Genomic DNA, 6,225 nt, shown 5'->3' with positions numbered 1-6,225 from the left:
TTGCGCTTCGTTTGCTGCAAACCCATTTGGGTACCGGTATGTCCAGCTTGCTTTTTCGCCGGCTTCGCGAAGACCACGGCGTGGCCTATGACGTCGGCGTGCACCATCCAGCAAGAGCCAAAGCCTCACCTTTTGTTTTGCATGCTTCAACCGCGGTCGACAAGGCCTTAACGAGCTTGAACCTGCTGATGATGAGTTGGCAGGAACTGATGGAACACACCCTTGTGAGCACAGACCTCAATCTGGCGCGGGCCAAATTACGTGGTCAGTTGGCCCATGCCTCTCAAACAACCGGTCAGAGAGCTGAACGTCGTGCTCAGCTCCGAGGCCTTGGCCTTCCCGATAAGCATGACCATGACTGCATGGAGGCTTTAGAGACCCTTGATGGCACTGCTTTGCGTTTGGCAGCATCCCGCCATCTTGCCAATCCTCTTCTCAGTCTTTCTGGACCACAATCTGCGATTGAATCCTTGGCTGATCGATGGCAACAAGCACTTGGTCAACGTTGAATGTCTGGAAGGCTTCAGTTGCCTTAAAATCAGATTGTCATTCCTTGAATTGAATGCACATCGGTAGCCTTTTGAGTGTATTGATTGTAGGGATTTCGTTCTATGCTATTAACGATAAAATATGACTGTCTTTGTTAAACAATGCAATCACCAATAATTAAGTACTGGCGTCTCTGGGTCAATGAAAAGGGAACCAGCTCTCAGTCACTTCATGCGTTGAATAATCACCAGCAATCTGTTTTTGCTCAAGGTGCTGCGCCAATATGGTGTGCACATCACTCCCCGGTTGAAAGTCAACTGGTCACGCTGATCTTGATGCCTGGAGATGTGTTTGCGTGGCATGAAAATCCTGCTCCTCAATGGATCATGACTCTGCGCGGTCATTGGGCAGTGAAAACCATGGACGGCACAGTGGTGGAAATGGGGCCTGGGGATATCAGTTTCGGTGGCGATCAAGGAACTTTCAATCAGCAAGGGCATTGCTCTTGGTGTATTGGTGATCGACCTACCGAATTGCTCTTGGTTCAGGCTTCAGAGGCACCGAGCTGGAATCCCTGCTGATGACCTCTAGGGGTTATTGGCCATCATGGCTGTGCCATGCCCATCGGGCTTTGTTGTCTTGTTTGTTATTGAATTTCTAAAAATGGAAATAGCACTAGTCTTCAAATACTGCAAATTCTTTCACGCGTGACATGAAGTCTTTCATTTCGTGTTCAGAGATGCTGCATGCCATATCGGTCCAGCGATCCAGATGCATCTGTAGTATCTGGCCAGAGTATTTATCTGCAAATCTGTGGAATGTATGGTGCAGAATTAATATTAAGTCACGCTTTGGAATCCATGGGTGGGCGAATGAAATCTGATCGAGTCTGTTTAGCTTGCCGATCTCTAAGTCCATGAATGTATTGATGCCGGATGATTTAGACTACGAAGACAGGCTCGGTTCTTTTTATTCAAAAGAAAAGGAGATCAGTATCAAATGAAAGAATAAAGGCAATGATGTTTTACTAGCCTGAATGTTGAATGGAGTGGGATTAGGCGCAGTGACAGCTGACGCGATCATTGCTGAAGTCATTGATGATCTCTGCGTTTCAGGCTTGATGCTGTTGTTGCCTCTGCTTTCTTGAGTTGTTTGAAAGTATTGCCTAGGAGGTTTGTCGTGAGCGTTGATCTAAGCCACAGTGAGGGTCTGAAACTCGTCGAAATGGCCCGATGAAAAAGCTACTTCTTAAATTGATAGGTCCGCTGCTTGCGGTAATTGGCGTGTTTGGCCTGGCTGGATCAGGAATTGTTTGGAATTTCCTGGGCCGATCACTGGGCCTTCCCAGCACAGTGATCTCCTTGCTGGTGTTGACGCTTGGGTTCGCGCTTCTCCGGCCTTTGGCTCGTGCATCGGCATCTATCGCAGCCTCTGATTCAGCTCCAGCGTCTCCAAGTGAATCTGAAGACAGAAAGAAAGAGCTAGATCCTTCTTCCAGTGAGATGAAGTGGGAACTTACGACAGCGGAATCGATTGCTCAAGAGCTCGCAGAATCCCAAAAACTAGGTGAGGTTGCTCTTCCGGTTAATTTTGCTTCAGAAAAGCTTCTGCCGGGACAGGGCTTGCCAAACCGAAAGCGTCGTCCAGGTGCATCCTTGAAGCTTTATAAGACGATGGCTGGCGAATTGTTTGATACTAAATAACAATAAGCAGTTAATTCTTTTTGGATTTTGTTGAGGCTAATCGCCGTGATTTTGCTTTTAACAAGGCTTTTCAGGCTTGTGTTGATGGCGGCTTTTGGCAAATCCTAAATGTTTTGCTAGAGAGGAGTTAATCTTCTTTGTCTCTTGCTGATGAAAGCCATTCTGTTGTTGACAGCTGCTGTCATCGTGCTGGGAACCACTGGGGTTGCCGTTGCTGGGTCAGTGACTGAACAGGCGATGGATGAGGAGGTCGCGACAAACAGAGCTTTATCCAAAGTTCCACAAGGAAAAAAAGTGATAGGTACGTCATGCATGTCGATTGAGATTGGCATGGGTGGTGAAACGTCCTATCGCTGCACAGCAACTTGGAAGTGAAGACGCAGCACTTCATGCTTGGAACATGACATTCCAGTCGTGCCAAGCTGCTGACTGAATCGTTAGTGGTGTCCTAGATCGCCAATTGTCTTTGATTCTGTTTATTTTCCGAGGCTTTATCTCAACGCACTATGCAATGGACTGGGCAGTGATAAGACTGTTGAAGTGATAGTGCAGGTCATCAAAAAGCCGGTTCTTAGAACCGGCTTTTTGATAGGGATTTGAGCTTTTTGAAATCGGAGCGGCGGGATTTGAACCCACGACCCCCACTACCCCAAAGTGGTGCGCTACCAAGCTGCGCTACGCCCCGTCAGAAGGAAGCTATCACAGCGCATTCCCCGCTTTGTTCAACCGTGTGGAGCGTTTCAGCAGTCGATTTGTCAATTTGTCGCGGGGGTCGCTGCTGTAACCCCAGAGGCGTAAATCCCTTGCAAGGAGACGCAACTCACTGAGCGTCATTGAAGCTAACTGGAGCTCAGGCAGGGTGCGCCAAGCTCTGCTGGTCATCGGCATTGCAGAGCGGCTAGGGCGCTCGTTTAAGGCAAGCGTTCCATCCGCAAGCCACTCAGGAATGAGCACCACCAAAACGGCAATCAAGCCATAGAGCTCCACCAACCCCTTAGGTAATGGGTGCAGCCGACGGGGCTGGCGTGAGTCAGGTGAGGGCTTCACGTACCTTTTTTAGGTGCCTTAGTTGATCTAAATAAGCTGATTTTCCCATTCAAATCTCTGTTTGTGATCAAATCGCCAAGGAGCTTCCGCTTGGGGTGGATTGCTCTTTCCACAGAAATGGCTCTGTGTTGTTGTCATTGGGTCTCAAGCTGAAGATCAAAACGAACACCACAACAAGTGTGAGCGCAATTGCAGCCATGACGACCCTGTCTGGCAAGGCGTTGTTCATGGGTTTAATCCTTCAGAGAAATGGGGCTGTTGTCACCGCGTAAAACACAGTGACTGATGGACCAGTCGTAGTGGCTCCAAACCGAACTTGGAAGTTTGTAGTTTGCACCTGCGAAGTCTCCGAGCAAAACACCAGTTGGCATGGCTGAGCAATAGGGCCTGCTGCCTGGTCGAGCTAAGTATTGCTGGTGGTACTCCTCCGCCCTAAAAAAGACTTGGTCGGCCGCGATCTCCGTTGTGATTGCAGCGGGGGTTTGTTTGTTCAATGCAGACTGATACCAATCCCGGCTTGCGACTGCCAGCTCCGCTTGGTGCTCTGTGCTGGTGTAAATCGCTGAGCGATATTGGCTGCCACGGTCGTTTCCTTGTTGATCGCCTTGCGTTGGGTTGTGGCATTCCCAAAACAATTTCAAGAGATCACTGAAATCAATGGCCGTCGTGCTCCAAACCACCCTCACGACTTCCGAGTGGCCTGTGCGTCCGCTGCAAACTTGTTCATAGCTTGGATTTTCGACTTTCCCGCCCGCATAACCAACGGCTGTTGAAACCACACCAGGAAGTCTCCAAAAGCCTTTCTCAGCTCCCCAGAAACAGCCGCAACCAAACAGGGCCTCTTCCTGATCGTCCATGAGCGGCGCATTCAGTGCAGTCCCGAGCACCACATGCCGCCCTTGATCGCTGGACGGCTGTGAGGGTGAGGTTTGTCCAGTAAGCCAGGAAGGCAGCATTGCAAGTAAGCCAATGCCAAAACCCTAGGCAACTGATTTGGGTTCCAGTTGAATGTGATTCAGCAGAGTCGTGACAAAGGCGAATAAAAGGAACGGCAAGCTCAAGACAAGAATCAGACCAACACCCACAAGCGCGAAAAGCGGCTTAGAAGATCCCATGAGGGCCAGACCGGAGGCCAAACTCACAAAAATCACTGCCATCCAGGCCAAGATTTGGCCATAGACGTCGCCGAAGGTGAGGGTGCAGCGCACCGCGAAGGGAGGGCTGGAAGACATCGCTAAAACCTTTTGATCCAGCTAAGCCCCGAACGCAAGATTTGTCGTGGCTTTATGGATAAGCGTTTCATGTTTCAAGCAACGGCATCCAAGCGTTCTGCCGCCTGCTCGCGCTCCCAAAGGCTGCGATAAGGACCTTGGATGGTGATGAGTTCGTTGTGATGGCCTTGTTGGACGAGGCGGCCCTGTTCCAGAACAAGAATCCGATCGCAAGCAGCTGCAGCCGACAATTGGTGGCTGATCATCACAATCGTGCGTTGCGTTTGCCGACGGACGGACGCGAGAATTTCTGCGGCGGTGTTGTTGTCAACGCTGGCTAGTGCGTCGTCTAAAACCAATAACGGTGATGTCATCAACAAGGCTCTGCCAAGGGCCGTCCGTTGCCGTTGACCTCCGCTGAGCGTGATCCCTCTCTCTCCCACCAAGGTGTCAAAACCATCGGGGAAACCTTTCACATCGGCGAGCAATCGGGCCTGATCAGCTGCTGCTTCGACGCGATCCATGCCTGCTTCAGGCTCTCCGTAGCGAAGGTTGTCGGCAAGGCTGCTCGTGAACAGATAGCCCTCCTGTGGCACAAGAGCGATCTGTTCTCTGAGGTCTTGGAGTCGAAATTGTGTGATGTCGAAGCCATCCAGAAACAGCTGTCCCTCAGGGATTTCCACCATGCGACCAAGGGCTCGGGCAAGGGTGGTTTTTCCGCAACCAACAGGACCAACAACAGCCACCAATTCGCCAGGCGCAATGCGGAACGAAAGGCCTCTCAAGGTGTCTTGATCGCTTCCGTCATATCGAATATGCAAATTATTTGCGATCAGTTCGCCTTGCATCCCTTGTTGAACTGCAACGGGTTCGAGGGGATCTCGAATCCGAGGTTGGCGAGATAGCAATTCCTCAACCCGCTCCAGGCTCACCTGGCCCGTCTGAAAAGTGTTGAGTGTGAAGCCCAACAACGCCGTTGGAAAGACCAGTCGTTCCACATAAAGGATGAGCGCAACCAAACCGCCGATGGTGAGCGTTCCCCGTTCCAACTGCCCACTGCCAAGGGCAATCAGGAGCAGCAAAGAGATGGAGGAAATTCCTTCTAATAGTGGAAAAAGGGTGCTGCGGGTTCGAGCCAAGCGAATGGCTGAATCTCTGTAGTTTTTGTTTCGAGTGCCAAAGGCGTCTAGTTCCGGAGCCTCTTGTCCGTAAATCTTGATCGCCGCGATGCCGGAAAGATCTTCTTGAATGAGCTCACTTAGACCCGCTAGATCTTCCTGTTGGCGTCGCTGTTGGCGCATCATCCGGCCGCCAAACAAGCGCACCGAACCGAGCATGACTGGATACAACGCGATCGCTGCAACGGTGAGCCCTGGATCAATTGCCAACATTGCTGGGAGCGTGAAGGCGTATGCCAAGACGGTGTTGGTCAGGCTGAGGACAGCAAAGCCAAGAAGTCTTCTGACGTTTTCAACATCGCTCGTGGCACGGCTAATAATTTCTCCACTTCCCGTTTGCTGCACCCAGCCGGGCTCTTGCAGCAGCATCTGATCAAATAATTTTTGGCGTAATTCCACCTCAACCTGCCGCCCAACTCCAAACACCAATTGGCGTGAAATCAGCCGCGCGATTCCCATGCTCGTGGCCAGCAGCACGATGAAGCCGGCTTGACGCAGCACGTCGGAGATTGCGAACCCGTCTTGTAAGTCATCAATCACTCGCCTGACTTCAAGCGGGATCGTGACGCTGAGAATATTCACCACAACCAGCGTTAG

General features: G+C 51.0%; 9 protein-coding genes and 1 tRNA gene. 4 read left to right on the top strand and 6 right to left on the bottom strand.

What is annotated here, in order from left to right:
* The 4 genes from NCN04_RS06520 to NCN04_RS06505 form a co-directional block, all read left to right on the top strand.
* Positions 1–509, top strand: a 509-nt coding sequence (locus tag NCN04_RS06520; protein WP_250395556.1) for an insulinase family protein, incomplete at its 5' end; no start/stop codon positions are given.
* A 366-nt stretch (positions 510–875) separates the two neighbouring features.
* Positions 876–1,070 (top strand): cupin domain-containing protein, encoded by a 195-nt coding sequence (locus NCN04_RS06515; RefSeq protein WP_250395555.1) that lies wholly within the window; start codon positions 876–878, stop codon positions 1,068–1,070.
* Positions 1,071–1,850: 780 nt separating this feature from the next.
* Positions 1,851–2,192 (top strand): hypothetical protein, encoded by a 342-nt coding sequence (locus tag NCN04_RS06510; protein ID WP_250395554.1) that lies wholly within the window; start codon positions 1,851–1,853, stop codon positions 2,190–2,192.
* A 150-nt stretch (positions 2,193–2,342) separates the two neighbouring features.
* A complete protein-coding gene (locus NCN04_RS06505) occupies positions 2,343–2,567 on the top strand; it encodes a hypothetical protein (protein WP_048348185.1) in 225 nt (74 codons plus the stop codon).
* A gap of 236 nt (positions 2,568–2,803) precedes the next feature.
* Here the strand turns inward: NCN04_RS06505 and NCN04_RS06500 are convergent.
* The 6 genes from NCN04_RS06500 to NCN04_RS06475 all read right to left on the bottom strand — a co-directional run.
* Positions 2,804–2,877, bottom strand: a tRNA-Pro gene (locus NCN04_RS06500).
* A gap of 14 nt (positions 2,878–2,891) precedes the next feature.
* Positions 2,892–3,239: a hypothetical protein gene (locus NCN04_RS06495; RefSeq protein ID WP_048346674.1), complete on the bottom strand. Its 348-nt coding sequence runs from the start codon at positions 3,237–3,239 to the stop codon at positions 2,892–2,894.
* A 67-nt stretch (positions 3,240–3,306) separates the two neighbouring features.
* Entirely contained in the window at positions 3,307–3,468 is a 162-nt protein-coding gene (locus NCN04_RS06490; RefSeq protein WP_245407324.1) for a hypothetical protein, read from the bottom strand.
* Positions 3,469–3,472: 4 nt separating this feature from the next.
* Positions 3,473–4,195: a peptide-methionine (S)-S-oxide reductase MsrA gene (msrA, locus tag NCN04_RS06485; RefSeq protein ID WP_250395553.1), complete on the bottom strand. Its 723-nt coding sequence runs from the start codon at positions 4,193–4,195 to the stop codon at positions 3,473–3,475.
* Positions 4,196–4,219: 24 nt separating this feature from the next.
* The gene (locus NCN04_RS06480) at positions 4,220–4,471 is read right to left on the bottom strand and encodes a hypothetical protein (RefSeq protein WP_048346672.1); all 252 of its coding nucleotides are present in this window, start codon (positions 4,469–4,471) and stop codon (positions 4,220–4,222) included.
* 74 nt (positions 4,472–4,545) lie between these two features.
* Positions 4,546–6,225, bottom strand: a 1,680-nt coding sequence (locus NCN04_RS06475) for an ABC transporter ATP-binding protein (RefSeq protein WP_250395552.1), incomplete at its 5' end; no start/stop codon positions are given.

The sequence above is a fragment of the Synechococcus sp. MU1655 genome (assembly GCF_023630655.1).
In the GTDB taxonomy this organism is placed as follows: domain Bacteria; phylum Cyanobacteriota; class Cyanobacteriia; order PCC-6307; family Cyanobiaceae; genus Synechococcus_C.
Note: the sequence above shows the minus strand (reverse complement) of the source record. Positions and strands in the feature narration are given on the sequence as shown.

Coding starts and splice junctions, on each gene's coding strand:
- NCN04_RS06505 (WP_048348185.1), top strand. CDS start 2,343: ATGAAAGCCATTCTGTTGTTGACAGCTGCTGTCATCGTGCTGGGAACC.
- NCN04_RS06515 (WP_250395555.1), top strand. CDS start 876: ATGACTCTGCGCGGTCATTGGGCAGTGAAAACCATGGACGGCACAGTG.
- NCN04_RS06490 (WP_245407324.1), bottom strand. CDS start 3,468: ATGAACAACGCCTTGCCAGACAGGGTCGTCATGGCTGCAATTGCGCTC.
- msrA (WP_250395553.1), bottom strand. CDS start 4,195: ATGCTGCCTTCCTGGCTTACTGGACAAACCTCACCCTCACAGCCGTCC.
- NCN04_RS06480 (WP_048346672.1), bottom strand. CDS start 4,471: ATGTCTTCCAGCCCTCCCTTCGCGGTGCGCTGCACCCTCACCTTCGGC.